Origin of the sequence: Microbacterium sp. cx-55 (assembly GCF_021117345.1) — a bacterium.
Taxonomy (GTDB): Bacteria; Actinomycetota; Actinomycetes; order Actinomycetales; family Microbacteriaceae; genus Microbacterium.
In genome coordinates this window covers 1,268,550-1,295,018 of the sequence record NZ_CP088261.1, presented here as the reverse complement: position 1 = coordinate 1,295,018, position 26,469 = coordinate 1,268,550, and the positions used below count along the sequence as shown (strand labels likewise).

26 protein-coding genes are annotated in these 26,469 nt (G+C 65.3%); 7 read left to right on the top strand and 19 right to left on the bottom strand.

The genetic code is table 11. The features are described 5' to 3' along the window. Window positions 1-41 precede the first annotated feature (41 nt). From LQ938_RS05945 to LQ938_RS05905, 9 genes are all read right to left on the bottom strand, one after another. Window positions 42-611 carry a dihydrofolate reductase family protein gene (locus LQ938_RS05945; RefSeq protein ID WP_223721529.1) on the bottom strand — a complete coding sequence of 190 codons (570 nt, stop codon included), beginning with the start codon at window positions 609-611 and terminating at the stop codon, window positions 42-44. A 129-nt stretch (window positions 612-740) separates the two neighbouring features. After that, window positions 741-935 (bottom strand): hypothetical protein, encoded by a 195-nt coding sequence (locus tag LQ938_RS05940; RefSeq protein WP_223721530.1) that lies wholly within the window; start codon window positions 933-935, stop codon window positions 741-743. Window positions 936-1,084: 149 nt separating this feature from the next. Beyond that, the gene (locus tag LQ938_RS05935; protein WP_223721531.1) at window positions 1,085-1,660 is read right to left on the bottom strand and encodes a hypothetical protein; all 576 of its coding nucleotides are present in this window, start codon (window positions 1,658-1,660) and stop codon (window positions 1,085-1,087) included. Window positions 1,661-1,900: 240 nt separating this feature from the next. After that, window positions 1,901-2,803, bottom strand: a complete 903-nt coding sequence (locus tag LQ938_RS05930; protein ID WP_223721532.1) for a carbohydrate kinase family protein — start codon at window positions 2,801-2,803, stop codon at window positions 1,901-1,903. 4 nt (window positions 2,804-2,807) lie between these two features. Continuing rightward, entirely contained in the window at window positions 2,808-4,196 is a 1,389-nt protein-coding gene (locus LQ938_RS05925) for a glycoside hydrolase family 32 protein (RefSeq protein WP_223721533.1), read from the bottom strand. Between the two features lie 93 nt (window positions 4,197-4,289). Then, window positions 4,290-5,903: an ABC transporter substrate-binding protein gene (locus LQ938_RS05920; RefSeq protein WP_223721534.1), complete on the bottom strand. Its 1,614-nt coding sequence runs from the start codon at window positions 5,901-5,903 to the stop codon at window positions 4,290-4,292. Between the two features lie 71 nt (window positions 5,904-5,974). Then, window positions 5,975-6,958, bottom strand: a complete 984-nt coding sequence (locus LQ938_RS05915) for a carbohydrate ABC transporter permease (protein WP_223721535.1) — start codon at window positions 6,956-6,958, stop codon at window positions 5,975-5,977. 7 nt (window positions 6,959-6,965) lie between these two features. Further along, complete coding sequence (locus LQ938_RS05910) at window positions 6,966-7,775, bottom strand: ABC transporter permease (protein WP_223721536.1); 810 nt, start codon at window positions 7,773-7,775, stop codon at window positions 6,966-6,968. Between the two features lie 158 nt (window positions 7,776-7,933). Then, on the bottom strand, window positions 7,934-8,944 hold the full coding sequence (locus LQ938_RS05905; protein ID WP_223721642.1) for a LacI family DNA-binding transcriptional regulator: 1,011 nt from the start codon (window positions 8,942-8,944) through the stop codon (window positions 7,934-7,936). Between the two features lie 340 nt (window positions 8,945-9,284). Between LQ938_RS05905 and LQ938_RS05900 the strand changes: the two genes are divergently transcribed. The 4 genes from LQ938_RS05900 to LQ938_RS15525 all read left to right on the top strand — a co-directional run bounded on the left by LQ938_RS05900 (window position 9,285) and on the right by LQ938_RS15525 (window position 13,476). Then, window positions 9,285-10,937, top strand: coding sequence for a sensor histidine kinase (locus tag LQ938_RS05900; protein WP_223721537.1), 1,653 nt, complete (start codon window positions 9,285-9,287; stop codon window positions 10,935-10,937). A 908-nt stretch (window positions 10,938-11,845) separates the two neighbouring features. After that, window positions 11,846-12,442, top strand: a complete 597-nt coding sequence (locus tag LQ938_RS05895) for a hypothetical protein (protein ID WP_223721538.1) — start codon at window positions 11,846-11,848, stop codon at window positions 12,440-12,442. Window positions 12,443-12,700: 258 nt separating this feature from the next. Further along, window positions 12,701-13,033 (top strand): hypothetical protein, encoded by a 333-nt coding sequence (locus LQ938_RS05890; RefSeq protein WP_223721539.1) that lies wholly within the window; start codon window positions 12,701-12,703, stop codon window positions 13,031-13,033. A 146-nt stretch (window positions 13,034-13,179) separates the two neighbouring features. Next, window positions 13,180-13,476: a DUF3846 domain-containing protein gene (locus LQ938_RS15525; RefSeq protein WP_223721540.1), complete on the top strand. Its 297-nt coding sequence runs from the start codon at window positions 13,180-13,182 to the stop codon at window positions 13,474-13,476. Here LQ938_RS15525 and LQ938_RS05885 read toward each other — a convergent pair. From LQ938_RS05885 to LQ938_RS05865, 5 genes are read right to left on the bottom strand one after another with little or no spacing between them, the layout of a single operon-like run. Continuing rightward, a complete protein-coding gene (locus LQ938_RS05885; protein WP_223721541.1) occupies window positions 13,402-14,136 on the bottom strand; it encodes a GntR family transcriptional regulator in 735 nt (244 codons plus the stop codon). The two genes, LQ938_RS15525 and LQ938_RS05885, sit on opposite strands and share 75 nt — an antisense overlap. A gap of 35 nt (window positions 14,137-14,171) precedes the next feature. Continuing rightward, window positions 14,172-14,987, bottom strand: a complete 816-nt coding sequence (locus tag LQ938_RS05880; RefSeq protein ID WP_223721542.1) for an ABC transporter ATP-binding protein — start codon at window positions 14,985-14,987, stop codon at window positions 14,172-14,174. Continuing rightward, window positions 14,984-16,033, bottom strand: a complete 1,050-nt coding sequence (locus tag LQ938_RS05875) for a FecCD family ABC transporter permease (protein ID WP_223721543.1) — start codon at window positions 16,031-16,033, stop codon at window positions 14,984-14,986. The genes LQ938_RS05880 and LQ938_RS05875 overlap by 4 nt, the downstream gene beginning before the upstream one ends. After that, complete coding sequence (locus LQ938_RS05870) at window positions 16,030-17,082, bottom strand: FecCD family ABC transporter permease (protein WP_223721544.1); 1,053 nt, start codon at window positions 17,080-17,082, stop codon at window positions 16,030-16,032. Before LQ938_RS05870 ends, LQ938_RS05875 begins: the two co-directional genes overlap by 4 nt. Further along, window positions 17,079-18,041: an ABC transporter substrate-binding protein gene (locus tag LQ938_RS05865; RefSeq protein WP_223721545.1), complete on the bottom strand. Its 963-nt coding sequence runs from the start codon at window positions 18,039-18,041 to the stop codon at window positions 17,079-17,081. The genes LQ938_RS05870 and LQ938_RS05865 overlap by 4 nt, the downstream gene beginning before the upstream one ends. A gap of 38 nt (window positions 18,042-18,079) precedes the next feature. On the opposite strand from LQ938_RS05865, the gene LQ938_RS05860 reads away from it, so the two are divergent. Next, window positions 18,080-18,940, top strand: coding sequence for a sugar phosphate isomerase/epimerase family protein (locus tag LQ938_RS05860; protein ID WP_223721546.1), 861 nt, complete (start codon window positions 18,080-18,082; stop codon window positions 18,938-18,940). A gap of 543 nt (window positions 18,941-19,483) precedes the next feature. Here LQ938_RS05860 and LQ938_RS05855 read toward each other — a convergent pair. Next, a complete protein-coding gene (locus LQ938_RS05855) occupies window positions 19,484-19,621 on the bottom strand; it encodes a hypothetical protein (RefSeq protein WP_223721548.1) in 138 nt (45 codons plus the stop codon). An 83-nt stretch (window positions 19,622-19,704) separates the two neighbouring features. Between LQ938_RS05855 and LQ938_RS05850 the strand changes: the two genes are divergently transcribed. Together LQ938_RS05850 and LQ938_RS05845 are read left to right on the top strand one after the other, a co-directional pair. After that, window positions 19,705-20,700: a LysR family transcriptional regulator gene (locus tag LQ938_RS05850; RefSeq protein ID WP_223721549.1), complete on the top strand. Its 996-nt coding sequence runs from the start codon at window positions 19,705-19,707 to the stop codon at window positions 20,698-20,700. 135 nt (window positions 20,701-20,835) lie between these two features. After that, window positions 20,836-21,486 carry a LysE family translocator gene (locus tag LQ938_RS05845; protein ID WP_223721550.1) on the top strand — a complete coding sequence of 217 codons (651 nt, stop codon included), beginning with the start codon at window positions 20,836-20,838 and terminating at the stop codon, window positions 21,484-21,486. Window positions 21,487-21,897: 411 nt separating this feature from the next. On the opposite strand, the gene LQ938_RS05840 is transcribed toward LQ938_RS05845, so the two are convergent. The 4 genes from LQ938_RS05840 to LQ938_RS05825 are packed head-to-tail and all read right to left on the bottom strand — an operon-like array spanning window position 21,898 to window position 26,443. Continuing rightward, window positions 21,898-22,848, bottom strand: a complete 951-nt coding sequence (locus LQ938_RS05840) for a glycoside hydrolase family 68 protein (protein ID WP_223721551.1) — start codon at window positions 22,846-22,848, stop codon at window positions 21,898-21,900. Between the two features lie 30 nt (window positions 22,849-22,878). Beyond that, window positions 22,879-23,841 carry an alpha/beta hydrolase gene (locus LQ938_RS05835; RefSeq protein WP_223721552.1) on the bottom strand — a complete coding sequence of 321 codons (963 nt, stop codon included), beginning with the start codon at window positions 23,839-23,841 and terminating at the stop codon, window positions 22,879-22,881. Window positions 23,842-23,901: 60 nt separating this feature from the next. After that, window positions 23,902-25,113: a serine hydrolase domain-containing protein gene (locus LQ938_RS05830; protein WP_223721553.1), complete on the bottom strand. Its 1,212-nt coding sequence runs from the start codon at window positions 25,111-25,113 to the stop codon at window positions 23,902-23,904. Further along, window positions 25,097-26,443 (bottom strand): MFS transporter, encoded by a 1,347-nt coding sequence (locus LQ938_RS05825; RefSeq protein WP_223721554.1) that lies wholly within the window; start codon window positions 26,441-26,443, stop codon window positions 25,097-25,099. The genes LQ938_RS05830 and LQ938_RS05825 overlap by 17 nt, the downstream gene beginning before the upstream one ends. Window positions 26,444-26,469: the final 26 nt, after the last annotated feature.

The following is a 26,469-nucleotide window of genomic DNA, read 5'->3' as shown; positions in this document are numbered from 1 at the left end:
AACCCACCACAAGGTGCGTCGCCCCGTTGGCTCCCCCTCCCTCATTCCGACACCAGGATCGGCCGGTACCGCTGGGCGATCACTCCCGAGGGGAACTCGCGGCGATCAATCACTTCAAGGGAAATACGTTCGCGCAGTCCGGACAGCAACGTCGGTCCGCGTCCCGCGAGGACCGGATGCACGAGGAACTCGTACTCGTCTATGAGTCCGAGGTCTGCCAGGGCGAGCGGCAGGGTGACGCCACCCACCGCCAGGATCCCGTTCGATCCTCGCGTGATGCGCCGGATCTCCGCGGCCAGGTCGCCGGCGAGCAGTTCCGCGTTCCAGTCGACGGCGTCGAGCGTGCCGGAAACGACGTACTTCTTCGCCCGATCGATGCTCTCGGCGAAGGGGATGTCCCGTGCGGTCATCCAGTCAGGCCAAGGTCCGGATGCGGGTCGCCGCCACGCGGACTCCATCATCTCGTAGGTGAGGCGGCCGTAGATCAGGGCATCGGCCTCCGCGATCCGCGCCGTCCAGTACGCCATCGACTCCTCGTCGGGAGGTAGTCCCGCCTCGTGGTGGCAGCATCCGTCGAGCGTGACGTTGATCGAGTAGCGCAGCAGTCCCATGTCGGTGCCCTCCCGGCGTCAGCGCCCGGCGTGACGGCGAGCGTGCGGCCAGGCTAGTCCCGGAGCGGGACATCGGGACAGGGCGGTGATCGCCGCTCGGAGCTCGACGAGGCGTCGTTGGCTCGGATGTCAGCGGCGCAACTGTTCCCAGATCACGGTTGCGACGAGACCGACTCCGAGCCCGGCCGGCACTCCGATGGCTGCGCCGATGCCCGGATTTCCCGCCGCCGCTCCAATCAGGAGTCCGGCGGTGGCGCCGATGGGGATGCCGCGCATGAGCGGCAGCGACGCCATCCCGCGGCGTGGTTTACGCCGTGTCTTCACGGTGCGAGCGTATCGATTGACGGGCGGGCGTCGCCGTGAACCCCACTCTCTTCGAGCCGACGGTGCACCCCTCACCGTGTCCGAGGATCAGCTCTCGGTGGCGCGCGTTGCGGAGACGGACAACAGACACCTCATGCGGAATGTCAGTTCTACGAGAAGCGCATAGCGAAACGGGGGTCGTCGCGCAGCAGCTCGAACCCTGCACTCCCACCCTGCAATTCCGCATACTTCTGGCTACCGGAGATGTCGTCCTCGGCCCGCCGTTTGATCGTCGTGTCCTCGGATTTGGTGACGACGGCGAAGCACCAGCCCGTATGCACACGTCGAAGAATCTCGAGCATCGACGGGCCGTCACGTCCATCGCCTTGTACATAAGCCGCAGTAAGTTGTGCGACGGTGTTCTGGAGCGGACGGACGTGCTCGAAGACGATGCTGCCACTCAGAGGCTTTCCGAGTTCCAGCGAGAAGAGGAGATCTCGGGCGCTCATCGACCACGGGATCCCGTCGGCGTAGCGGCGCGGACGCTTCTGACTGCTTCCGGGGAGGCGCGGGACCTGCCAGTCACGCACGAGGTGATCCTTGATACGACGGTTGACATTGATGTAAGCGCTCTGACGCATCCACAAAGCGAAGTAGTCGGAGAAGTCCTGAGCATCGCGCTCGTCGTTGTCGGTGCGCAGAAGTTGTTCCGCATCGCTGTCGTCCCAGGACCGGTGAGCGCTCATGGGATGACGATATCGACGCCGAGACTCCCCAGCGAGGGCCTTCCCAGGGCGAACGAGAATGGGCCCGCCAGGGCGGACCCATTCTCGTCTCTATCGAGATGACAGGATTTCAACCTGCGACCCCTTCACCCCAGGGCAACCCGAGCCAGTTTCCTATGTCGACCAGAGCTGACCAGAGACGCCCACGGAGACCCATTTTCCGCGTGTTTCCGCGGCGTGAAGGAGTGGTGGCGGAGGGCATCATTGGCGATCTGGAAGGTCGTCGAGCCGAGGAAGATCAGCACCTTTGCGAGACACGGTCATAGCCGCTGACTGCACCGCATTGAGGCCGAAGCGCTCGAGAGAGTCGTGGTTGAGCCCCTGACTGCCGAAAGTCAGGATGTCGAGAATGAGGGATGCCATGAAAGTGTCACCGGCTCCGATGGTGTCGACAGCGTCGACCTTAACTGCAGGTATACGGACGATGTTTTCGGCATTGGCGACAAGTGCGCCTTCCGCCCCGAGCGTGATCGCCACGAGACGGGGGCCGAGATGGAGTACAGAACGGAGCACCTCGTCCGGGGGTGTCGCTGGGTAGAGCCACGCTGCGTCTTCGTCGCTCATCTTCACGACGGTGGCGATGCGTGCGAAAGCCTCGAATGCCGCAAGCGCGTCCGCGTGCGATCCAACCAAGGCGGGCCGGATGTTCGGGTCGAACGTGATCTCTTGCGCTGACGAGCGCCGCAGAAATTCTCGGACCGCGGTCGCGCCGGGCTCCATGAATGTGGCCACAGACCCTGTGTGCACGATGCGCGGCGGCGAGTCAAGGAGCGGGCTGGTGGCGGTCTCCCAGGCTAGTTCAAACTCGTAGTCCGCATGCCCGTCCGACGCGATCTTCGCAATCGCAACGGACGTCGCCCGCGCCGAGTATGACTCGGGCAGTGTGTGTACGCCGGAGGCGGTCAGGTGACCGACGATCTTTCGTCCTCGCGCATCATCAGCAAGGTGGGTGAGGAGACCCACGGACGCCCCCAGCCGGCCGAGCCCGAGCGCGACATTAGCGGGGCTGCCGCCCACGTGCTCGGTGACCTCGGTGCCCGTGTCGACGATGTCGATGAGAGCCTCACCGATCACGAGAACGTCGAGGTCGAAAGTCCGCTCCATCCGCTCAGCCGTCCGTGTCGCGCGATTCAACGCGGATGGAATCGAGCGGAGCGGCGGGAAATACCTGCTCTGTGAATGTGACCAGACCACCCCCCGCGTAGATCTCGACGATCATCGCATCGACAATGATCCTCAGATCGAGGACAGTGTCGAATCCAGCGGGAATCGGAGCCCAGTCGACCGAGGGGTACTCGGTGTGGAAGTCGGTCGCACCGCTCTGCGTCCGGTCGCAGATGATGCTGCGGTCTTCGCCGTCGACGGTGATCACGAGTCGATCGCCCGCCTCGCTGGAAAGTACGACGGCGTTTCGGTCACCCGGTCCGCACGGCACGCTCACCGCGAAGTCCGTGAGGCCCGCCTGATCGAGTGGCAGCACCGGCCGCTGGACGAGTCGGAGCCTGCCCTCAGCGGTCCGGACGAGTGTCACCTCTCGCACGAGCGACATCGCAGAGCGCCATGGATGGGTCGGAGTGTCGTTCGCGTAGTCCCAGTTGCTCGCCCAGCCGATCATGAGCCGTCGACCGTCTGGCACGTTGTTGAACGACACAGCGGCATAGTAGTCGCGCCCATAGTCGAGCCAGTCGTAGTCCTCGGGGTCGGTCGAGTCGGTCACTCGGTCCGCCGTGAAGGTGAACCCATCGAAGTTCCCCACGAAGTACTGAGTTCCGGAACCGCCGGCGATGCCGCCGGGGTTCATGCTGACCACGAGCACCCAGCGTGTCTCATCGCTATCGCCGATCCTCAGCGCGAAGAGGTCGGGGCACTCCCACACGCCTCCTACGGCGTGCGCAGGTCCGAAGTGCGATGCGTAAGTCCACGTGATGAGGTCAGGCGACGTGTAGAGCACCACCCGCCGCTCGACAGCCTCGACGGCGACCATCACCCAATGACCGTCGTCACCTCCGTGCCAGAACACCTTCGGGTCACGGAACTCGGCGGATCCGATGTCGAGCACTGGATTGCCTGCGTACCGCGTCCAGGTCGCTCCGTCATCGAGGCTGAAGGCAAGGGACTGGGTTTGGGACGCCGGCGCGTCCCCTCGCGGTGGACGGGCACTCGTATAAACGGCCACCAGGGCGCATTGGCCAGGTCCTGCGAACCCCGCCGTGTTGCGCTCATCCACCACGGCACTGCCAGAGAACGCCATCTCGTCGTCCGTGGCAGGAATGGCGATGTCGTGCTCTTCCCACGTCACGAGGTCGGCCGACGTGGCGTGCCCCCACGAGATGTTTCCCCAGGTGCTCCCGTGAGGGTTGTTCTGGAAGAAGAGGTGGTACTTCCCTTCGTGGAACAGAAGGCCGTTCGGGTCGTTCAGCCACGTGCTCGCCGCGGTGAAGTGCGCCGTGGGCCGCAGGGAGAGGCTGTCGGGCGTGGTGGTCGAAGGCGTGGTCACGGGTGCTCCTGGCGTGATCGAGGCGATGCGGCGGCCGGTCGGATGAATTCGCGCGGGCGGGCGGATTTCGGGGTCCGCCCGCCCGAGAGACGGCTACTTGCCGCCCTGCTGGAACCGGTCGTAAGCCTGCTGGTAGGTGGCGACGACATCGTCGACGCCGAGTGTCTGCAGCTGCGAGACGTATGCGTCCCACTCACCGTCGATCGTGCCGTTCACGATCCACGATGCGAACTTCTCTTTGACGAGCGTGTTGATGTCTGTGTTCGCGAGCGAGACCTGGTCGAGTTCCTCGTTCGAGAGCATCACGGGCGGGTAGGCATCGTTGGCCTGGAACGGTGCGTAGAACTCGGTGACGAGATCCTGACGTTCCTTCGCTCGCGGCTCAGGTGCGACGACGGTCACGAAATCGTCCGCGGTCGTGATCTTGGGCCCGCCAGGTGCGACGCGCTGGCGACGCTCGCCCTCGGACTCACCTGCCGCTGCCGGGATCTGCACGAGAACGCCGTCGGCGTTCTCTTCAAGGGTGACGCCGATCGGACCCCAGTTCGACTGCGCGGACATCACGGGCTCGAACAGCCGATCTGCCCAGCGCATCGTGGCGGCCGGATACTCGTTCGCGCGGGTGATGGCCATCGCGCCGCGACCGATCTCCTGGTTGTTGGCGACGCTAGCGAGCTTCTGTCCGTCGACGCCCTCGAGGATGCCGAGCAGTGCATAGTCGCCGACCCGATCGTCGCCGACCATCTCCTTCGCCTCCCACCAGAAGAACGACCCGAGGATCGGGGTGCTCGACTTGCCCTTGGAGAGGTACGCGACGTCGTCCTGCGAGAACGACTCGGGATCGATGAGCCCGTCGGCGTACCAGTCGCCGAGCGCGGTCACGCCGTTCTTGAAGCCGTCGGTGTTGGCCGTGAACTGCACTTCGTCATCACGAACGATGCGGTGATCGTTGTTCTCGGGCTGCCCGCCGAGCGCGGCGATCAGGTCGTTGGGGTTAGCGCAGAACGAGTCCGTGCGAAACGAGAGGGGAATCTCGTCCGCGGCGCCGTTGCCGTTCGGATCCTGCGTCTTGAACGCCTCGAGCGCGTCGTGGTACTCGTCGATCGTGGTCGGCATCGGCAGTCCGAGCGCGCTCAGCCACGCGGTGTTGATGTAGAGGAAGTTCGGGTATTGCACGAGCCCCAACTCTTCGACGGATGGGAGCGTGTAGATGTGCCCGTCTGACGCGGTGATTGCCGCGCGGATGTCGGGTCGCGAGTCGAGGATGCCGGTGAGGGTTGGAGCGTACTCATCGATGAGGTCTTCCAACGGAAGGAGCGTGCCGTTGCTGCCGTTCTGCACGATCTCGGCATCCGAGAGTCCGGAGTTGAACAGGACGTCGGGAAGGTCACCACTGGCCAGCATCAGGTTCTTCTTCTCGGCGTATACCTGATCGGGAAGGTTCTCCCATTCGATCGCGATGTTGGTGTCGGCCTCCCATTGCTGCACGAGTTCCATCTCCGAATAGTCGGGAGCCAGTGGCGTCTTGCTGCCACCGAAGGTGAGCGTGAGAGTGTCTTCGACGATGGGGAGCCCCTCGTCGTTGAAGCCGAAGTCGGCGGATTTGTCGGCGATCTCGGTATCGGCTCCCCCGCCGGAGCAGCCGGCGAGGAGAACGGCGCCGGTGAGGGCGAGGGCGGATGCGGTGAGGAAACGACGGTGTCTCATGGTGTTCTTCCTTGTTGGGTGATGGAACGGTGCGAAGGGACTGCGGGCTACGTCGGGTGAGCAGGACACGATCAGCTCTTCACCGCGCCGAGGAGGGCGCCCTTGGTGAAGTGCTTCTGCATGAAGGGGAGGACGATCAGGAGGGGGATCGTGGAGACGACGATCATTCCGTACTTGATCAGCTCTCCGAGGCGCTGAGCTGCGGCATACGAGTCCAGAGCCCCTGTGCCTCCGGCGGAGTTCACCTCGGACTGGATCAGTACATTGCGCAGCACCAGCTGGAGCGGGTACTTGCTCTCGTCATTGAGGAAGATCAGTGCGTCGAAGAACGCGTTCCAGTTCGCGACGAGGTGGATCATGATCATCAGGAAGATGAGGGGCTTGGAGAGCGGGAGCACGATCTGAAGGAAGAACCGGAAGTCGTTGGCGCCATCGAGTTGTGCCGCCTCCCGCAGCTCGGCCGGCACGTTGTTCTCGAAGAACGCCCTCGCGATGATGAGGTTCCAGACGCCGATGGCCCCGGGCAGCACGATCGCCCAGATGGTGTCGAGCATGCCCAGGTCCCGAACGACCAGGTAGCGGGCGATGAGACCGCCGTCGATGAACATCGTGATGATGAACAGCAGCATGAAGAACGTTCGGCCGTAGAGATCCTTGCGTGAGAGCGCATAGGCGGCGCAGAGGATGGCGACCACGCTGATCGCCGTGCCGAGGACCGTGTACAACACGGAGTTGCCGAAGGCCCGGATGATCGTCGAGTCGGAGAAGATCCGCGCGTACCCCTCGAGCGTGAATCCCTGGGGCCACAGCCAGACGTTGCCGTTGAGGATCTCGGAGGGCTCGCTGACCGAAGCGATCACAATGAAGTACAGCGGGTAGAGGATGACGACGATGGCCAGGAGCAGCATCCCGATCGCCACGACGTTGAAGATCGGATCGGCGGCGCGGTCGCGCCAACGGCCGCTGCGCGGCCGTTGACTACGCGAGCGCGGTTGCGAGTCGTCGGGGGAAGGCACCGATGCCGCGGTCTTCGGGGCTGGAATCGTGTGTGTCATGGCGTCATCACCAAAGGGTCGATTGTCCGGCCCGCTTGGCGACCCAGTTGAAGGTCAGCAGCAGGACGAGGTTGATCAGGGAGTTGAACAGGCCGATCGCGGCTGAGTAGCTGAACTGCGCTTGCTGCAGTCCGATCTTGTAGACGTAGGTCTGGATGACTTCGGATGTGGGGAGGTTCAGATCGGTCTGCATGAGCAGCACCTTTTCGAACCCGAGGTTGAAGAGGTTGCCGATGGCGAGGATGAACAGGATTGTGATCACCGGCATGATGCCGGGGATGTCGATGTGACGGATGCGCTGCCACTTGTTCGCCCCGTCGACGCGTGCGGCCTCGTGCAGCGAAGGATCGATCGCGGTCAACGCCGCGAGATACACGATCATCGAGAACCCGGCCGTCTGCCAGATGTCCGAGCCGATGTACAGCGGTCGGAACCACTCAGGCGAGCCCATGAAGAAGACAGGTTCACCGCCGAAGGCGACGATGGCGTTGTTCACGATGCCCGACCGCGGTGAGAAGAGCAGGAAGATCATTCCGACGACGACGACTACGGAGATGAACGACGGCGAGTACAGCACGGTCTGCGTGAACTTTTTGAATCGCTCGCTCTGCAGTTGGTTGACCACGAGAGCCAGGATGATCGGCACGGGGAACGCGATCAGCAGTCCGAGTGAGTTCACCGTCAGGGTGTTCACGATCAGGCGTTCGAATTGGAACGAAGTGACGAAGCGGACGAAGTGCTCGAGGCCGACCCACGGACTGCCGGCGAAGCCGAGGGCGGGGTTGTAGTCGCGGAAGGCGATCTGTGCTCCGTACATCGGCCAGTACTTAAAAATTACGACGTAGACTACGGCCGGCGCGAGTAATACGTATAACTGCCAAGAATGAAGCGCCCGTCGGACGTGGAGACGGAGCCGGTTCTTCTTCTTCGGTGGCGCGATCTTCGCCGCCTCAGCCAGGGGTAGGGATTCGATGGTCATGTGCGCACCTTTGCACTCGTCACAGATCCGCGCAGGATCAGTGAACATTCGACGGACGTTCGGGAGGGGCTGTCGGGGGTATCGCTGAGAAGGATGTCGAGGGCTTGCCGCGCCATCTGCTCGTAGGGCAGCTCGACGGTGGTCAATCCGGGGTCGAGGAACGGTGCCAGCATGTCGTGGTTGTCGAACCCGATGATCGAGCAGTCCTCACCGACCCTCAAACCCGCAGATTCCAGCGCGCGATACGCGCCCCACGCGGTGCGGTCGTTGCCGCAGAAAATCGCGGTGGGCGGGTCCGCCTCTGCGAGGAGATTGAGAGTGGCGGAAAACCCGTCTTCGACGACGCCCGTCCCGCTCCGGGTCAGGCGGGGGTCATCGGCGATACCCGCCTCGGCGAGCGCGCGACGGTAGCCCGCGAGACGACCGATACCTGCCGGAAGGTCGCTCTCCGGGGGTTGGATGTTGATCATCGCGACACGGCCATGGCCCGCCTCAATGAGGTGCCGGGTGGCGGCGTAGCCGCCGCCCTCTTCGTCGGGGAACACGCTCGGGACGCGGTCGGATCGGTCATGGGCGTTGACGACGACGGTTGGTATCCCCTGCAGCCCGGCGGGGACGTCGACAGCACGGTGGTACATCGACGCGTAGACGACTCCCTTGACTCGATACGACAGCATCATGTCGATCGCAGCCGCTTCCAGGTCCGGGTCGTTGAACGTATCCACGCTGAGAATGACGCTCCCCGACTCCCACGCACGAAGCTGGGCACCCTTCAAAAGGCGACCAGCGAACGGCGAGCTCGCGACCTCGTCAGAGATGAAGCCGATCATGCCCGACTCGCCGCTTCGCAGTGACTTCGCGAACGCGTTGGTGCGATAGCCGAGTTCCGCGACCGCATTCATCACTCGCTCGCGAGTGACGTCATTGACGCGACTTCCGCCGACGTTGTTCAGCACGAGGGAGACCGTGGCTTGCGAGACGCCCGCACGCTCAGCGACCTGCCACATCGTGGCTGTCCGTGGCTTCTTGCCCACTGCCCCATCACCTCCTCGTGATATGTTAATCGTATGACTGATACGGTAATGGACACCGAGAAGATCTGTCAACCCGTGGCGAGCATCACCCGCCGCGGGAAGCGATGACCTTCCGGTACCACTGCGTCGCCGTTCGGATGGTCGCACTGGCACGACACCCAGCGCCTCCACGGCTACCTCGGTGACATCCCACTCGCCGAGTTCAAGCAAAAATTCTATGCTGACCAAACCACTGCCGATCAGCTCGTGGGAGTCAAATAGCGCGAGTCTCCATCAGACCCGGGGCGCTTCAGCAGTGTGAAGGACGGCGGGAATGGAAGTCAGCTGGCCGCGTGCGGAACGAGCTAAGGCCTCGCTTTTGCGAGCCGAGCCGCCGGGCATTGGAGACCTACGCCGAAACCCCGCGCCCCAGGTTCTGTTCTTCCTCGTAGTGCTGACTGGAGCGGTCGTCGTGGCGGCGTCTGACATTGGCCTCATGCAGCCTGAGTTCCTCGTCTCTTTTGGCTTCGTCCTAACGGGCACCTTGGCCGCACTCGGCGCTGCGCGTTTTCCCCGCAGTGACGCCGGGACGGTATGGCTAGCTGCCATCCCGCTCATCGATCTTGTCGTCTGGGCGTTCCTTCGCGATGTATTTGTAAGATCCTTCACACCTAGCGCTTTTGGATTGATGTTCCCGTTGGCGTGGTTGGCATTTGCGTTTCCCGCGCGGCTGCTCTTCGTTGCCGCCGTCGCAATTACGTACGCCGGCGCCCACCCTCTCATCCGCCAGGGTTATGTCGACCTGGATGGCTTAACGGGAGCCGTGGCCTTTCCGGCATTCATGATGGCGTTCGCGATCGCGATCGCCGTGTTCTCGCGACGTTTCTGGAAGACGGAACGTGGCCTAGGGAATGCCGCCGACCGTGTCCGCGGGCTCACTACGAAAAATTCGCGCACCGCATCAACTCTCGCCGCAGTCCTTGACTCGACATCCGAAGGCATCGTCATATTCGATGCCGATGGGCGCCCGGTTAGCGTGAACGATGCCGCACGGCAGCTCCACCTTGTCCTCGCTGACCAGCCGTCAGGCAACGGCACGCCATCAGCTCGGCCGGCAGACGGGTCCTCGGTCTCTTTCGGTCCTGGCTTCACCGCCCGGATGCGAGCAGGCGAGTTCTCCGAAGGCGTGACCGCGCGGTTCATCGACGCTGACCGAGAACGCGTGATGCGGTTCTCCGCTCGAGAGATCCAGGACGGCAATGACCATCAGATCATGGGGCACGTGCTGATCTCCCACGACGTTACCGAACTAGTGGAAGCCATCGATTCGCGTGATCGATTCTTGCGAACCGTCGGACACGAATTGCGCACACCGCTCACCGTGATACTCGGGCGCGCCGAACTGCTCAGCGAGTTGCCTGAAGCCACGGAATCGGCTCACTCGATCATCCGAGCTGGAGAAAAGCAGCTCGCCGTAATCAAACAACTTCTCGCAGCCGGGCGTCAGCATGTGCCCGACAACTTGACAGCCGTTCAATTGGAACCCACCGTCCGAAAGGCGATCGAAATATTCTTGCGATCTCCACATGGGAGGAAACGCTGCGTTCACTTGGAATCGACCAATGCGCAGCTAAAGGCTTGGGCAGATCCGACGGATGTCGAAAGGATTGTATCTATCCTTCTATCCAATGCTGCGCAGTACAGTTCCGATACTTCCACGATCACCGTCGCGCTCAGCCAAAGGAGCGAGCACGCAGTAATCGACGTGATTGATAAAGGAGTGGGCATGAGTTCAGCCGAACGCGTGCGCGTCTTCGAACCGTTCTACCGCACGGACTTCTCGCATAGCCAAGCCGTACCAGGTGTTGGACTGGGGCTAACTTTGGCACGAGAAATAGCAAGTTCTAACTCAGGTTCTTTGGAACTTCACGCCGGCGCGAATGGTGTCGGCACTTGCGCGAGAGTCGCGCTCGTGTGTCCCGAGTGAAACGAACTCAGCTTTCCCGACTTCCCCAGAGCCCAGCAGCCGCGCACCGCTCAGTCCATCAGCCGCGAAACGCCACGGCCCATACGACCGTGATGAGTTAGGCCATCCCGGCGATGTCCGGGTAGACGATGCAGGGGGTCACTCAGCGAATCGCGAATCCAACAGTTCACGGATCCAGGCGATCAAGTCGGGCGTATACCCCTCGGCAATCGTCTCATGCACATGCTGCCCCCACATTGCCCGCAGCACGTCTTGAGAGTCCGGCGGCATCTGCATCGCGCTCCGACGGATCCTTGCCCCGTCGACCCAGGCGCTTAGAGCGGATGCAATGTTCGGCGCATTCTCGGCGTTCGTGCGCGCAGTCCCCGCGTCCAGCGCCCCGAGTACGTACGCGTCGAGGAGTCGCACCATCGGCTTGCCGTCGTAGCGACCCGCATCAGCACTCGTAGCTCAGCCCCAAGAGCGCGCGTGAAGGGCGTCACGATCGCCATGAATGAACTCCTCGGCGATGACAGGATGGTCGGATTGCAGTGGCACCTCTTCGTCAGTAGAGCTTAGGTGCCCGCCGCCCAAGCCAGTATTCGATTCCTCGAATTGGCATGCGGTCGGTTTTCTCGCATACTGCTCGTCTCGCGAAAGCTGACGAGCCCCACCCCATACCCCTGCGCCGACGTACCTGTCCAATCGTCGCGACGCTCATCACCGCCGCATCTCTGACCGCTGCGATAGTCGGCACGGCGTCCGTCGCCTACGCGGACTCCCCGATTCATGTCACCGATACGTCCTTCTCTCCTGTGTGCGCAGAGGGTGAATACTCCCTCGACGTGACGACAACGGCAAGGACGTCACCGGGCAGTCCGACTGAGATCGTCTACCCATTCACGGACGGTGTCGCCGTAGACGGCGTCATGTCAAAGACACTGTTGGTCTACCCTCCCGGTGGAACCGTCACCCTGCCCGTCACGCTCCTCAGCACTGGCACTTACGTGGTGGACCTCTGGATCGAGAGCCCGGGCAACATCGTTGAAACGAGCGGCGAGCTCACCTTCCCGACCGTTTGCCCGCCGACACCCACGCCAGCACCGACTCCCAGCCCGACCACCGCACCCGGGTCTACGTTCACCGCCCAGCTGTCCATGAGCGTCGCGGTCGCTGGCGGCAAGGTCACCGTGACCGCGAGTGGCCTCGAGGGTAGCGAGCCCGTACAGCTGTGGTTGCACTCCGCGCCCGTCCAACTATGGAGCGACACCGCGAGCGACGCCGGCACACTCACCCAGACGATCACCATCCCGGAAGGCACAGCCCTCGGCTCGCACCAGATCGAGGTCCGCGGCGCAACCAGCGGCTCAGTGCGACTCAACCTGACCGTGTCCGAAGGGCTCGCCGCGACCGGCAGCAATGACGTACTGATCGGCAGTCTCAGCATCGGCGCGGCAGCGCTTCTCGCGGCCGGCGGGCTGGCATTGCTGCTTGCACGACGTACCCGGCAGCACCGCGCGATCTGAACCGGTTCCGCGAATGTGCGCCCCCTGGATTCACCAGGGGGCGCAAAGTTCTATTCTCCCCCGACGAAGGTGGCGGGTGCCGGTTGGAGTGGCAAACTCCCGCACCCGACTCTCGGGGTGATGCTCGATCGGACGGGTGCTCGCGCACACGTGTCGTCGTTCACTGGCAACAGCGTCCCGCTGCTTCTCGTTGCTGGCCTGCGGTCTCCATGAGAACCTTTCGAGTTCTCGGCCGCACCCGTCAAGGAGGCGAACCGCATGAGCGAGTCAGAAGCAGCACCCGTCCCGTCCGCCCACAACCTGGGCTACGGCCCGATCAAAACCATCGCGATGCGACTCAACGAGTCGACCCGGGTGCAGCTGGACATAATCGCCCAGCTCAACGACCGGAACGTCACGGACGAGATACGTCTCGCCATCGACGCCTGGATCGAGAAGACCCGCTCCGACCCGGTCGTACAAGAACGAGCCGAAACAGTTCGTAACGAGATCGAGCATGAAGCGAGCACAAAGTGCGACGCCATCGCCGCTATCTTTGACGCACGTGACACCGCGACCAAGGCGAGCCGTCCCCGAAGCTCAGCTCGCTGAGGTGTCACCAGGCGGCCGGCCAGGATCGAGTACCCCCTGCTCTCCTGGTCGGCCGCCGTCCTCCCACTCCCTTCTTCTCGTTTGTGTCCTGCGATCTGCAGAGAACCCCATCGGTTCCCGGTCGCTCACACAAAGGAGAAGTGCACATGGCGCATGGCATACTCATCCCGGCCTCGGACCGCATCGATCTCACGAGGTACGAAGCACGCGAACTAGCGGACTACCAACTCGCGGTCGACGGATGGATCGAAGCGGTCGACGTCGCCCCTTTCGGCTGCACGCTATTCGTCAACGAAGATGGCCACCCGCGCGGACTGCCATTCAACCGACGCGCCACGTTCCTCTGGTGGTTCCACGTCGCGCGAGCATCACCCGCTGAGGGAAGCGATGGCCTTCCGGTACCACTGCGTCGCCGCAGGGGTGGCGAGGGGAAGAGAGTTTGAGAGAGCCGGCAGAAAGCTCAACGATGCGTCGTCCTCGATCAACGCGCGCACGACATCGGAATCCCCGGAGCGGATCGCGTCGAACAATTCGCGGTGGCGTTGGGCACGTGCCTGCAGGGATTCGCTGTCGGCGCGGAATCGGCGGTTGGCGTTCATGCACATCCGTATGCGGGCCGTCAGCCGGCGATAGGTGTCCCCCAGCAGGGCGTGGCCCCCGAGATCGACGAGCACGACGTGGAAGTTCATCGTGTCAGCCACCGCGCGTTCCTCGAGGCCCGCGGCGGCGTGGTCCTCGAGCGTCTGCAGCGCCTCGGCGAGGGGGCGCAGCGCTGCCGCGTCGCGCACGGGGAGAGCGAGGGCGAGGGCGAACCGCTCGAGCGAGCGGCGCAACGTTACGATCTCGTAGGCGTCCTGCACGGTTAGTCCGCGCACCTTCGCGCCCCGGCGCGGGAGGAGGTCCACGATCCCCTCCTGGGCGAGCATCTGCAGCGCCTCCCGCAGCGGCGGGCGGCTGACTCCGAGTTCTTCCGACAACGGCACCTCGCGTAGCCGCTCGCCGGGGCGGAGCACGCCGGAGACGATCTGCTCGCGGATGCCTTCTGCGGCCAGCGTCGCCATGCTCGGGGGACTCACGATGCGGAGCTCATCGTTGAAAGGCATACCGCCAATTGTCGTGGACCCGCGCCGGAGCGAGGTCATCCCGAACCGGTCCCGACCCGGCGAGTCGGCACCACTACGAGGCCCTCCTCGACCGAATCATCGATACGGGCGCGGATGTCGAACACTCGCTCGAGGGTCTCGGGAGTGAACACGTCTCGAGGCACCCCCTGCGCCGCAATGCGTCCCTCGTGCATCGCGACCACGGTGTCGCTGTATCGCGCGGCCATCGTGAGGTCGTGCAGCACCAACATGACCGTCGTGCCGCGCTCGCGCACGAGGGTGGAGACGAGCTCGAGGGTGTCGAGCTGATGGGCGATGTCGAGGTAGGTGGTGGGTTCGTCGAGAATCAGGATGCCGGGGGTCTGGGCGAGCGTGAGTGCGATCCACGCGCGCTGACGCTGCCCGCCGGAGAGTTCATCGACCGGGTGGTCGGCGAGGCCGGTCATGTCCGTGAGTTCGAGGGCCGATTCGACCGCCGCGGAGTCGTGCGCCGACCAGGCCTCAAACCACCGACGGTGCGGGTCGCGACCGTGGCCGACGAGTTCCTTGACCGTGATGTGCTCGGGGGCGATCAGGCTCTGCGGCAGGAACCCGATCCGGCGCGCGGTCTCGCGCGGACGCTGTGTCGCGAGATCGCGGCCGTCGAGCATCACCCGCCCGGCCTGGGGCGTCACGAGTCCGGCGAGGGCACGGACGAAGGTCGACTTGCCGCTCCCGTTCGGGCCGACGATGCTGGTGACCTCCCCCGGTCGGATCACGAGGGACACGTCGTTCACGACGACCGTCGATCCGTACCCGAGGCTGACTGCCTCGGCGGCCAACCCGGTCGGGAGCAAGGTGGGTGTCGTCATCGGTTTTCCTGTCGACGGCTGACGAGAAGAAAGAGCAGGAAGGGGGCACCGACCAGCGCCGTGATCGCCCCCGTGGGCAGCTGCACGGTGAACGCGGCACGGGCGATCAGATCGCTCCCGAGAAGGACACCGGCACCGAAAAGACCCGAGAGCACGAGGCCTGCGCGCGGCCGCGCGGCGCTCATGCGCGCGAGATGGGGGCTCACCAACGCGAGGAAAGCGATCGGCCCGGCCGCGGCGGTCGCCGCCGAGGTCAGCAGCACGGCCAGGATGGTCGTCCCACCGAAGAGCACCCCGAGGCGGTAGCCCAGCGACCGCGTCATGCCCTCCCCGAGGGTGAGGACGTCGAGTCCGCGCCGGAACGGCAGCAGCGCGACCGCGGTCACGACGAGCGTCAGCGCGGTGGCGGTCACCTCCGGCCAGGAGCGGCCGTTGAGCGTTCCCGTCAGCCACACCGAGGCCCGCTGCAGGTCGTCGACGTCGGCGGCGATGAGCAGCCAGCTCACCAGGCCCGTGAAGATCGTCGACACTCCGATACCCACGAGGATCGGGGTCGCGCCGATCGTCCCGGTGCGGCGCAGGATCGCGAGCACGAGGATCGCGGCGGCGAGTCCGCCGACGACGGATGCTGCGGGAATCCCGACCGTGCGCAGAAAGCCGGAGACACCGTCACCGCCTCCCCCGAGCACGATCACGGCGACGGCCGCCGCGCTCGCGCCACCGGTCACGCCGAGCAGGTCGGGGCTCGCGAGCGCGTTACGAGCGGTGGTCTGCACGATGGCGCCAGCGATGCCGAGGGAGGCACCGACGAGGACCGCGAGGAGCACGCGAGGGATGCGGAGCGTCACGATCACGGTGTGCTGTGCGGCGGAGCCCTGCCCGGTGAGCACGGTCACCATCCCACCGAGGTCGACGCCGTAACGTCCCACGAACACGCTCACGATCGCGATCGCACTCACCCCCGCGCTGACGGCGACGGCCGCGATGACGGTGCGGCGGTGCCAACGGGCCGGCGGTCTGCGCGGGCCGGCCAGGCTCGTACTCACGACCGCGCCGCCCGTCGCGGCAGGGATTTCATGACGAGCAGCACGAACAGCGGCCCGCCGACGATGCTCAGAACGATGCCGACAGGGAGCTCCCCCGGGTACACGAGGAAGCGCCCCGCGATGTCGGCCAGCAGGGTCAACGTCGCCCCGTAGAGTGCCGACGCGGGCAGGAGGATGCGGTGCGCAGGGCCGACGACGAGACGGAGCGCATTCGGAGCGATCAGGCCGACGAACGCGAGCGAGCCGCAGCATGCCACCGCGCCCGCCACGAGGAGAGTCACGGAGGTGACCCCGAGGGCGCGGGTACGACCGAGAGATCGGCCAAGCGAGGCGGCGATGTCGTCTCCGAACGAGAGCACGTCGAGCGCCCGCGCCTGAAACAGTGCCACGCACAGCCCGACGGCGACGAGCGGGAGGGCGATGACGACCGTCTCGGAGCCGCGCACCGCCGCGAGCGACCCCACCGTCCAGAAGCGGTATCGCTCGAGAGCGCTGGAGTCAAGCAGCAGCAGGATGCCGGTGGCCGCACCCAGAAGAGCCGAGACCGCGGCGCCGGCGAGCACGAGCGTGGCGGGCGAGGAGTCGCGGCGGCGGCTCGCCAGGGCGGCGATGGTCGCGACCAGCAACACGCCCGCCGCGGCGCCGCCGATCGCGAACCAGACGTAGCCGAGCGGGCTGCGGATGCCCAGGAGGGAGATGGCGATGACCACGGCGACGGCGCTCCCGCCGGTGACGCCGAGCAGGCCCGGGTCTGCGAGGCGGTTTCGGGTATGGCCCTGCATGACCGCTCCGGCGACCGCGAGGCCCGCGCCACCCAGAATGGCGGCCAGGGTGCGCGGCAGCCGGAAGTCGCTGACGATCGTCGTGAACTCCTCGGTGCTCGCACCGACCAGAACCGCTGCGAGATCTCCGGCTCCCAGCATCCGGGATCCGAGGGCGACGCTCGCGGCGGCCGCTCCGACCAACACGACGACACCGACGGTGAGCACGAGGACCGGCGGCGCGAAGCGCGAGCGCCGCGGTACTCGTGTCGACGCCCCCGGCGTCATCCGAGGTTCGAGTAGAGCTCGTCGATCAGATCGAGCACGTGCATCGCGGTGATGGGTCCGCCCTCATGCATCATCTTGTCGCCGCGCACCACCGCGCCCGCGACGACGGCCGGGAGCTGCGCGTAGAGGGGGTCGACCTGTGCCGCATCCCACTCCTCCTGCGTGTCGGCGAAGACGAGCAGCGCGCCCGCGTCACCGAAGGCCTCGAGGGTCTGCTCGGGGCTGTACTCGAGCGAACCATCCGTGCCGGCCTCGGCGAAGGCCGAAGACGGGAGCGCGCCGAGGTCGCGGAGGATGACCGACTGGAGGCGACCTCCCTCGACCTCGGTGCCCTCGAGGTCGTAGCCGATCGGCGCGACAGGGACGGCTGCGAGGGCTTCCGCGTGCGTCGTCTTGACCTCGGCGAGACGCGCGTCGTACTCGGCGATGATCTCCTCGGCGCGATTCTCGGTGCCCGTGAGCTCGGCGATCGCACGCAAGTCCTCCTGCCAGGTGACGCCGGCGTCATTCGTGGACACCGGCAGGATCGGCGCGATCGCGCTCAGCTCGGCGTAGATCGGCTCGACGTCTTCGCCGCGGCTGATGATGATGCTCGGCTCGGCGGCGGCGATCGCCTCGATGTCGATCTCGCCGGCGAGGAAGAGCTGCTCGGCGCCGTTCTCGCGGGCGACGGCGAGCTCGTCTTCGAGAGGCAGCGGCAGCTCGATGCCGGTATCGGGCCCCTCGAACGGGTAGCCCACGAGCGGGAGGCCGAGGGCGAGCACGATGTCGAGGTCGCGGCGTCCTTCGAGCACAACCACCGACTCGATCTGCTCCGGTATCACGACCTCACCGAACTCGGTCTCGACGGCCGACCCCGTTGCGGCTGGGGCGGCGGAAGCACACCCGGCGAGCAGAGCGGCGGTGCCGAGAACGGCGACGGAGGCGGTGAGCAGGCGACGACGGGGTCCGGTAAGCATGAGGTTAGCGTACCCTAACTTCGTCTATTGTAGACAATATGCCCGCATCGCTGCTCTCTGTCCGCTCTCGCGTCAGCTCCTCTACGGGCTCGGACACCCTCGAGACCGGGATCCTCCGGGCGGCTCCTTCCGCCGGCTCCGTCGAACTCGCCTGTCAGCACCCCGCGAACCGTCCCGACCTAATCACTCGGGCTCGCGCGCGTGCGCTGCGCGAACTGCTGGAGAGCCATAATGTGTCGCCGATCGTGCACACCGACTCGTCGGTCAACACGGCCGAGCTGTACCCGGGGATCCGTGATGCCGTGCGTCGCCACATGGACGGATACCTCGATCTCTGCACACAGGTGGGAAGCCGGACGCTCATCGTGCACGGGGGTCTCACCTTCAGCGACGACCCGTCGGCAGCCGTCGACGCCTCGGTCGCGATGCTCGGTGAGTGGGCCTCGGATGCGGCGTCGGTCGGGATCACGCTCGTTCTCGAGAACATGAACGCGCTTCCCGCCGAGGCGGAGATCCGCTACCTAGGCTGCACCGGCGCCGAAGTACGGCACCTGATCGACACGGTCGACTCCCCCGCGCTGCGCGCATGCGTCGACCTCGGCCATGCGCATCTACTCGACGAAGGCGTCGCCGGTTTCGTCGCCTCGGTCGCCGGCCACATCGGACACGTGCAGATCACCGATAACGATGGCGTGCTCGACCACCACCTCGCGCTCGGGACCGGGACGCTCGACATCGACGCGGCACTCGTCGAGCTGCATGCTGCGGGCTACCGCGGCGCTCTCGCCGTCGAGTTGGACGGAGTCGACGACCGCGTCACGAGCCTTCCCGTTCTCGCGCGTGCGATCGCCGCGTTCGAGGATCGGCAGCCTGCATCCCCCGCACACGGCAGCGCATGACGCATGGCCCCTCTCTCCCGTTCACGTCATCCGGAACGGCGATACCCTAAGGTGCGCGACGGCAGGGCTGTGGACCGTCTCACTAGCGACACCGCGGACGGGAGCGAGCATCCGGACAGCTTCCTCGACGTCTACATCGCTGATGACGACTCGTCGATCGCCCGACCCACGTACATCTATATCCTCGGGGGCGGCCGGATCGCGGGAACAAGATCGACGGGCGATCCGAACGCGCCGGACGCAGGATTCTCGGTCATCGCTGCCCCCGTCCTTGACGGTGGACACAACTTCGTCAGCCTGGACTACGGGCTCACCCCACCGCGGCCTACCCCGCCGCCGTCGTACAGGCCTCCCAGGCAGTGTTGTTCTTGAGGGTGGCACCGAGAACTGGAGCGTCACGACCCCCGACGGTAGCCGCATCGCCTTCGGGCGCGACGCTGTCAGACACCTCCCATCAGCATCCACTCCCGACAAGACGACGACGCCCTGAGCCAATAGCTCGTCAACCTCGATTGTGCGCTTCGGCAACAAGAGACCAGGAGCTCAGTGGGGGTTGCGTGTGTCGTAGTCAAAACTCTCGGGGCGTTGTCCGTACCCGTCTCCACGGATGGCGGCGAGCGTCGCGGCGACGATGCCCGTTGCGGCAAGAGCGAGGGTGCAGAGCAGAATCGTTGTTTCCATGGTGTCCTCCGCATCCATGGTCGAATGAGGTCACCCCTCAACACCAGTTAGCGTTCGTGCGTAAAACATGAAACTGTCGCTACATGATTGATCCCATCAGCATCCGCGCGCTTATCGCCATCGCTGACCACGGTTCCGTCGCCGAGGCGGCACGGGTGCTCGGTTACACGCCGCCGAACATTTCCCAGCACGTCCGCAAGCTCGAATCGCACTTCGGAACACCCCTCGTCGAACGGGTTGGTCGCGGTGTCGTTCTCACCCCGGCAGCCCTCACCCTGGTGGGGCGTGGTCGACCGATCGTGGATGGCCTCGAGCAGCTACGCCGGGCACCCCTTCACGATGACGAGGTGAAGGGCGTGATCCGCGTGGGCGCGTTCCCTACCGCGGTGTGCGGGCTTCTCATCCCGACGATCACCAGGGCGGCCACCAGCTTCCCCGGATTGCGTATTGAGCCGTACGAGATGGATGCGGATGCGGCCCTCCAAGCATTGGCGCGCGGCACGCTCGACGCGGTCATCCACAAAAGCTGGGGCGCGAGCATCCCGGACGAGTACGAACCCCGCAGCCTGCACCGCACCGAACTCGGCATCGATACACTCGACGCTCTGGTGCCAGCTACCCACGTGCTTGCGAACCGCGGGCGCGTATTTCTGCGTGAGCTTGCCTCGGACCAGTGGGCGATCAGTCCCCGTCACGACCCGTACGGGCGGTGGATCGCATCGCACGATCCGTCGCTGTTGACGCCGCTGGGCCACGCGTTCCAGGCGGCCGAGTTTCAGACACTCACCCGGTACGTCGAGGCAGGCCTTGCCGTCACCGTCATGCCCCGGCTCGGGCGGGGGACGCTGTCGGCCTCGGTGCGAGCGGTGCCCCTGGCCGACCCGGACGCGTACCGCAAGATCCACCTGTACGTACGCCCCATCACCGCACGCTCGCAGGTAGCAGAAGCAGTGACCGCAATGTTTAAGGATGCACTCCAGAACGAAGAGCACAGGGACCGCGACCCGATCCACCGCGCAGAAGAAGAGCAAGACGCTGAGGAGCATCCGGCAGGTCGGCGACCAGGCCTCGAGGCGTAGCGCGTGCAAACCACGTTTCGTTGCCTACGGGCGACCGGCGCCGAGTACCAGCGCTGCCCGGGTGTTACGGCAAGGTCTGTCCGTCGCGTGTCGGGGTAGGCGACGAGATTCACGCAGCGTTAGTAATCTGCTCCCATGGTCCCCGATGTGTCCGTGCTGTGGTCATTCGCCCTCGTCGTTGGCTTGCTCACCATCACTCCAGGGCTTGATACCGCGTTAGTGCTTCGAACCGCTACAGTGTCGGGCCGGAGACGAGCTTGGGGTGTGATTACCGGCATTCAGACTGGGACAATCATCTGGGGTGTGCTTGCTGCGACGGGCGTGAGCGCGATCCTCTTCGCCTCCCAGATCGCCTACGACGTGCTTCGCATAGTCGGCGCCGGCTATCTGCTCTGGATCGGCGGCAGAATGATCTATTCAGCGATTCGACCCTCAACGACACCAGGCGTTTCAGCGACTGCTGAGGCCCCCTCCAGTGACTCGCTCCTCGCGGGATGGAGGCTGGGTTTCACGACGAACCTACTGAACCCCAAGATGGGAGCCTTCTACATCGCGTTGCTGCCACAGTTCATCCCTGCTACTGCGCCTCAGATCAGCTGGGCTGTATGCCTCGCGCTCGTGCACGTCCTCATCGGGATCACTTGGCTTACGTTCCTTCTGCTCCTGGCTCGGTCATTTCGCCGCTGGTTCGCTTGTCGTTCCATGGCGCGAGCCCTCGACGCGATCGCCGGCACAGTGATCGTCGGATTCGGTCTGCGAATCGCACTAGAGAAAAGTGTTCGGTGACTTGATCCGGCCCCTCAACTGGGGGGCCAACATGAGTAGTCAGATGCATCATTTCACCCTTCGAGTCGCCGAATGCGTCGACATGCGGCAACGCGGACGTCTCTACCCGCTCGGTTTCGCGGCGCGAGATCTGCTGCCTCGGGCTTGGGGTTGGCGCTTGGGCGGGAGGATCGGACTGTTGACAACTGATTGGTAGTGCCGCAAGGGGCTGGCGGGGAGGATGCCGTCCGTTGGTTTCGTACCCGAGGAGTTCCGCGAGGACCGCGACGGACCTTGAGCACGGTGCCCCGCGCCTGTCGGTCGCTGCCCTCGGGAAAGTCGAGAAGTGCGGGGTGGCATAGCTGAGGCGGACGAGGCTCAACTATTGCGGGCCTCCAGCCGCTGGCGGTCTCGCTGCTCAGCTCACCCCGCTTAAAAAGATGTCGGCGTCCACTCGCTTCCGGAGGCGATTGTCGCGCGATCGAAACCCTCGGGATCCGAAATGCCGAGGGGCGTCGCCCCGTCGGTGTCGAGCAGGAAGCCGAGAAGGCGAGGGCCATCGGACGTGGAGACGATCCGACCGCTGTAGAGGTCGGAGGCTCCGACGTTCTGGGCCTCGCTCAGGTCGATCGTGTTCTTCCATGGGGCGATCCACACCCCGGTACGGCCGCCGGCGGTGATCCGGTCGGGGGAGATCACGGCGGAATGTGCGGAGAACAGGACCATCGATCGCTCCCCGACGGTGACCCGTTGAACCACCTCGAGGTGCGCGAACCCTTGACCGGGGGCGGTGAGTGGCGGGTGAACATTCCACGTGTGGAGATCGTCAGACGTCGCGTGGCCTATGACGCCTCTGCCGTCGATGTCCCCGTGGCGGGCGCGAGCGGTCACGAGCATGTGCCATTGCCCGTCGTCGCCGCGGTAGACCCAGGGGTCTCGCCAGGCCTCCTCTGGCCAGCTCGAGGATCCGAGCGTCTCGTACCAGCGCTCATCGGCACGCACGACGACAGAGGAGTCCTTGCGCCAGTGATGCAGATCGTCGGAGACGGCGACCAGGATGACCTCCACGTTGCCATCCGCACCCGGGGATAAGAACCTGGCGCCGGTGTAGAACATGCGCCACTGGCCGTCGTCTGCGCGTACGACGCATCCCGTCCACGTCGCCGTCGCATCGGGCGCGTCCGGTCCGCCGGGACGGAGGACCGTTCCGAGTTCGGTCCAGTTCACGAGGTCTTTTGAGGTTGCGTGGCCGATCGTGGCGTTGCGGTGTCGCAGGTGAGGGTCGCCAAGAGATCGGGGCGCCTGCAGGTAGAACAGGTGGTGGGTCGACCCGTCCTGGACATGCCAGAAGTCCCAGACCCAGCGGTCAGCGGGATTAAGCATTTTGAGGATCTCCCAGAAGCGGCAGGCGCATCAGGCGGTCTCGGTGAGTCGGGGGTCGTGCTTCCGGAGTAGCGCGATGATCTCATCCCGCCAGGTCGCCGACTCAGGGAGGAGTTTGGTGAATCCCGATGACCCATGCACCTGCCCTTCGCCGAGGGTGAAGGTGGCTTCCACCCCAGCCGCCGAGAGCAGTTCCACGAAGCGTCGTCCGTCGTCCTGCAGTGGATCGAACTCGGAGCTGAAGACATGCGTCGGGGGGAAGCGTGTTGGGTCCTCGGTCAAGAGCGGGGAGGCAAACTCGTTGAGACCATCCAGAGGCTGGGCGAGGTACAGGCCGATATAGGTACGGATCTCCTTCTCCGACAGCGGGTAGTCGCCGCCGCCGTACCTCTTGAAGGAGTCGCTGCTGCAGGTGAGGTCGAGCGCGGGGACCTCGAGGATCTGCAGCGAGATGACCGGTCCGCCTTCGTTCGACGCACGCAGGGCGACCGCCGCCGCGATGTTCGCGCCGGCGGAGCCGCCGCCGAGTGTCACTCGGTCGGGATCCGCGTCGAATTCGGCGGCGTGCTCGACGGCCCAGAGGAGGGCCGCGTAGGAGTCGTCGACCGGTACGGGAAAGGTCACCTCGGGTGCGAGTCGATAATCGACCGTCACAGTGACGTACCCGGCGAGCCCGGCTCGCTCCCGGCCGACGATGTCAGTGAAGGCGTCCTCGATGCCGCCCGCGATCCACCCGCCGCCGTGGAAGTAGATATGAAGAGGGTGCGGGCCGGGAGCCATCGGCTGGTAGATGCGCACATCGATGGTGCCATCGGCGACCTCGACCTGGGCGGTGGTGACGGCGCCGACCTCCGGACCGGCTTGCGCGACCATCGCAGCGAAACCGGCCGACGCGGCGAGAGCCTCGGAACGGACCCCCGGAATGTCGTTCAGGTCGATCGAGGTCGACGGGAGGGCGCTCAGGGCGGCCTGGAGAGTAGGCAAGAGGGGCATGTTGTGAATCCTTCAGAAGTGGTGAGGGTGAGGCGAATGCCGGCCGAAGAGGGGCCGACGTCAGAGGGTGTTTTGGAGCGCCGTGAGGATGTCGAGCGATCGAGTGTCGCCCTCACCGCGCAGATCGTTCGTGACGAATCCGAAGCCGACGCCGTGGTCACTGTCGGCGAAGGCGAGCTGTCCTCCCGCGCCGTCGTGCCCGAAGGACGCCGGGCTCAGCAGGGGCCTTTCCGGCGAGTGGATCATGTAGCCGGTTCCCCACTGCGGGGTCGGTGTACCCGCGATCCCGAAGACGGGCTCCCCGAAGGTCCGTCGAACGGTCATGTCGGAGAGGACGAGCGGGTCGATCGGGCGACTGGTCTCGGTCGGAATGATGGCGGACGACCAGAGCGCTGCGAGGTCCGCTGCGGTGGCGATGACGCCGCCGGCAGGGATGTCGGCCGCCTGGAGGTCGGGGTCGTTGAAGCCTGCCGCTGGGCCGACGAGCTCGATGGGGAACGCGCCCCCGAGGGTGAACGAGCGCGCGATGTCCTCGGCCCCGTCCACACCGGCGAGGGAGTTGCGTGAGAATCCGGGGATCGGAGCCATCTGCGCGACCGGCCTCTGCGCCATGTGCGGGGCACCTAGTGAGGCGCTGGCGCCGATCGGATCGCTGAGGTGGTCGCGGAACGCTTCGCCGACGGAGCGGCCGGTGACACGCCGGATGACCTCGCCGACGAGCCATCCCATGGTGAGGGCGTGATAGGCCCATCCGGTGCCGGGCTCCCAGAGGGGTTTCTGTGCGGCGAGCTTGTCCACGACGGGACTCCACGCGATGACGTCGGCCTTCTCGACATCCTCGACCGGGTAGGAGAGCCCGGCTTGGTGCGTCAGCAGCCACCTTACTGGGACCGATTCTTTGCCGGCCTGGGCAAATTCCGGCCAGTAGAAGGACACGGGGCGGTCGAGATCTACAAGCCCTGCCATGACCAACCGGGACACGAGGGCGGCCAGAAGACCCTTGCTGCACGAGAACACCCCTGTCGGGGTGTCCCGATCCCAGAGGCGGCCCGCTGGGTCCGCGACGCCAGCTTGGAGGTCGACGACGGTCCGGCCCTCGACCATGATCGTCAGCGCGGCACCACCGCGCGGGCTGGCTGCCGCGGCGTCGGCGAAGGCGTCGACGACGGCTCCGTAGCCGGGTTCCGCGAACCCTCGCGGCGTCCAAAGATCTGCCCCGCGGGCCGGCTCCGCAACAGGAGCTTCGGGGTGTCCTTCATACAGCGGGCGCATGGTGCTCTCCTTTGAGACGGGCGGTGCCGACTGCCGGGTCGCTCTCGACGACGAAGGTGTTCTGGATTCGTCCTCCTCGGAAGCCTACGTACGCGACCGCGACGGCGAGGAGCTGGATGACCGCGAGGGTGAGGAAGAAGCCGGTCACCGAGAACGCGATCAGCGCCGGACCGACCGTCAGCGAGGCGGCTAGGAGGAGTCGCCCGACGGTCAGGATGAATCCCTGGGCGGTGGAGCGGAGCATGGTGGGAAAGGACTCGTTCGACCACACGCGGGTGATGGGTTCGCCGCAGATCGCGCCGATGCCTCCGATGAGCGTGAAGACGACGAGGAGCGAGACGATGTCGAGCCCGAAGACGACGGGGACGATCAGCACGATGACCGTCAGCAGGCCGCAGCCGTAAACGAAGGCTCGCCGGAACCGGGTGTCGACGATCTTCATGAAGAAGAAGAGCGCGAGGAACCCCACGGGGAATGCGATGGCTGTGTAGGCGACGAACTGCTCGACGGGCACGCCGGCGACGTTCACGGCGATGTAGGTGATGTACGAGGCGAGCATCCCGCCGGGGATGCTCACGAGCGCATAGAAAGCGGTGAGCACCAGGAGCGGGCGACGCAACGGCGGGGACAGGAGGTCGGACACCCGTGAGCGCACCACGCCGACCGTCTGCGGGCTGTCACTACGAGAATCCCGCGAAGCGAGCCAGCGCGCCGACTCGGGAAGGGTGAGGCGGAGGAGGAGCCCGATGACGCCGACGACCGCGACTAGCCCGTAGAGGATCTGACCGGCGATCCGTCCCTGTCCGCCGATCGACGAGGCGACGATCACGACGACGAGGGAGGCGGTGATCCACAGCACCTGGGTGAAGACGAGCATCGCGCCGCGGTTCTTCTCTGTCGCGGCTTCGGCGATGGTGGCCAGCGATACCGGCAGGTCAGCGCCGACGCCCAATCCCACGAGCGCGAGCCCGGCGAACAAGAGCCAGAAATCAGCGGAGAAGATGGGACCGAGCGTCCCGATGACGATCATCGCCATCGTCACGATGAACACCTTCCGGCGGCCGTAGACGTCGCCCAAGCGTCCCCCGAGGAGCGCTCCGATCGCCGTCCCCACGGTTACCACCGCTGTCAGCAGGCCGACCTGTTCGGGCGTCAGACCGATGGCCTGCTGGTAGATCACGAGAGCGATCCCGTTGACGCTCAGCGCGGCACCGTCGACGAAGGAGGCCAGCCCCGCAATGATGGCCACTCGCCAGGGCCGCGGAGGCGAGCCGGGTGAGCCCGAGTCACCCGGGGGCGCCGCATTCGCGGCCTGAGGTGTCGTTGACATGAAATCCTCCTTGATTTACACGTGTC